The sequence below is a fragment of the Dyella japonica genome (assembly GCF_040545895.1).
GTDB lineage: Bacteria > Pseudomonadota > Gammaproteobacteria > Xanthomonadales > Rhodanobacteraceae > Dyella > Dyella japonica_D.
The window spans coordinates 1-2,492 of the sequence record NZ_JBEPMU010000022.1 but is presented as its reverse complement, the minus strand read 5'-3'; the positions used below and the strand labels follow the sequence as shown (position 1 = coordinate 2,492).

General features: G+C 67.1%; 1 protein-coding gene. It reads right to left on the bottom strand.

Annotated features, from left to right (window positions below; genetic code table 11):
* A partial coding sequence (locus tag ABIC75_RS23045) for an autotransporter outer membrane beta-barrel domain-containing protein (RefSeq protein WP_354016221.1) occupies positions 1-2,492 on the bottom strand: 2,492 nt, incomplete at both ends.

Genomic DNA, 2,492 nt, shown 5'->3' with positions numbered 1-2,492 from the left:
ACGCCCAGGCGAGCGATCCAACCACTGGCCGCCTCTTGTTGTACGCGCGCACCACTGAGCATGAGGTCGTCGATGCTGTTGTGCTGATAGGCCACTTGCACCTGCGGCTCGACGCTCCAGCGATCGACCAGCGCATACGCCTTGCCGGCCTCCACCGAGGCCATGAAGCCGTCGCCTTTGCCCGAGACAGCGCGGGTGATGTTGGGGCGAACGTCATAGCGTTGGCTCACCCCCTGCAGCACGCCATCCACGTACCAGCCGCTCATATCCATCCAGGTTGCATACGCGCCAAGGTAGTGGGCGCGTAGACGGTCGCTGCCTACCGGCGCGATCTCGCCGCGCGCATTGCCGGTCACGTCGCTGCTGCCGTTGAGGTAGCCCAGGTAGACACCGGCATGCCAGGCATCGTTGACCCACAGGTCGGTGCCCACTTGCAGGCCGCTGACACTCCCATCGGCCCGTGCCTGCGCGATGCCCGGCTGCGTGGCGCCGACGTCGGCATACACCACGCGAGCCCAGGTCCGGTGCTCGCTGGCATCCACGGCGTCGGTCGATCCGGCCGGCGCTTCGTCGCCGATACGGCGCTGCAGGTTGCCCAGCATCGCCAGATCAGCGCGCCTCAGTTGCGCCGGCAGCGCGGCCAGCAGCGGCACTTCCACGCGGTAGGTCGGCACCTGGACGGTAGGCTGGCTCGGCGGCGGCGCAGACGGCGGCACGGACGGAGGACTGGGTGGTTGCACCGCCTGTGTCGTGGTGGAGCGCAGATACCAGTTCTCGCCGGCCCCTTGCGCATCGGCCGCATAGAGGCGGTACTCGAAAGCGCCCGCGTCGACGTGCCCACCCGACAGGCTGAAGGCGTTCTTGCTCGTTTGGGCGGTGCTGGTGGCGCCATTGATCGCGTCGACCAGTTGGATGCCGTCGCCCGTGGTGAGCGCACCCAGGCCGCCCAGGTTGGTGATCCGAAGGGTGGTGTTGCCGCTGGCACTGGCCGCCGGTCCGTTGAGCACCAGTTGGTCGCTCACGCTGGTGTTGCCGGCCAGCGCCGTGCCCAATGTCAGGGTGCCCGCGTTACCTACATAGGCGCCGCTGACCGTGAGCGTGTTGCCGGCGGTAGCACCCGCCACATTGACCGTGCCGCTGTTGGTCAGGCCCGCCACGCTTTGAGCGAAGCCGGCGGTATCGAGGGTCGCGCCTGGCGCCACCGTGTGGGCCGACGCCGCGTCGAACATGTTCGCCGCACCGGCGCGCAGCGTGCCGGCGGCAACGGTGGTGGCGCCGGTATACGTGCTTGCCGCGGTCAGGGTCAGGGTGTTGCTGCCTAGCTTGGTAACCGCGCCGGTGCCCGAGATAACGGTGCCGTAGGTGATGTCGTCGGAGCGATCGAACGCCAGTGTGCCGTTGTCGGTCACGTCGCCCAGGATGGAACCGGTCGTGCCGCCGTTGCCGAGCTGCAACGCGCCCGCGCTGATAGTCGTACCGCCGGTATAGCTGTTATCGCCGGACAGAATCAGCGTGCCCAGGTCGGTCTTGTCGATGCCGCCCAGGCCGGTCAGTGCCGTCGCGATGGTGGCCACGTAGCCTGCACCCGGTGCCGTGCCATCACCGACGCGCAGCGTGTTGCTGCCGGCAGCCAAGGTGATCGGCTGCCCCTGCAGCACATAGCCGTTGGTGGCGAACTGCATGCCGCCGGACACCACCGCACCCAGGCTGTTGTCGACGGTGACGGTACCGGGCGAGCCGGCGAAGATCGCGACCGTGCCGTCTGCGTAGGGTGCGTTGATAATCCCGGTGATGTTGGTCCAGTTGTCGTTGCCTGCCGAAGACTGCCAGACACCGGTGCCGCCATCGACCACACCGTTGTTGCGCGGCGTCGTAGCGCCATCCCAGAAGTTCAGCGTGAGTCCCGCCCGGTTGATCAGGTTGACCTGTCCAGCAACGGCGGTTTGCACGAGATCCATGCTGCCGGCGGGCTGCGTGCCAAGCACGAGGCCGTTGTCGGTGAGGGTGCCGCCGTAGCTGATCACACGGTAAAGACCGGGGCCAAAGCTACCGCCGGCCGACGTACTGACGTTGAGCGTGCCGGCCAACGTCAGGTTGCCACCGACCACCGTCAGATCGTTGAGCGGACCGCCCACGACACCCGCCTGTCCAAACTCGTAATTGAGTACCGAGGCAGCAGTGAGTGACAGGTCGCCACCGATGGTCAGCGTGCCGGGCGAATTGCCGGGCGCGAGGATGCCGTCACTGATCGCCACGTTACCACCGATCGTGCCATTGCCCTTGAGCGCGCCGCCGTTGGAAACGGTCATGGTGCTGCTGGCATTGCCTAGCGCTCCGTTGACCTCTAAGGTGCCGTTGGTGACGCTGGTGCTGCCCGAGAAGGTGCTGCTGTCGCCGCCGAGCGTGGTGATGCCACTGCCGATCTGCGCGATGGTGCCGGCGCCCGAGATCGCCCCACCGTAACTGAGGGCATCGGAGCGATTGAAGACCAG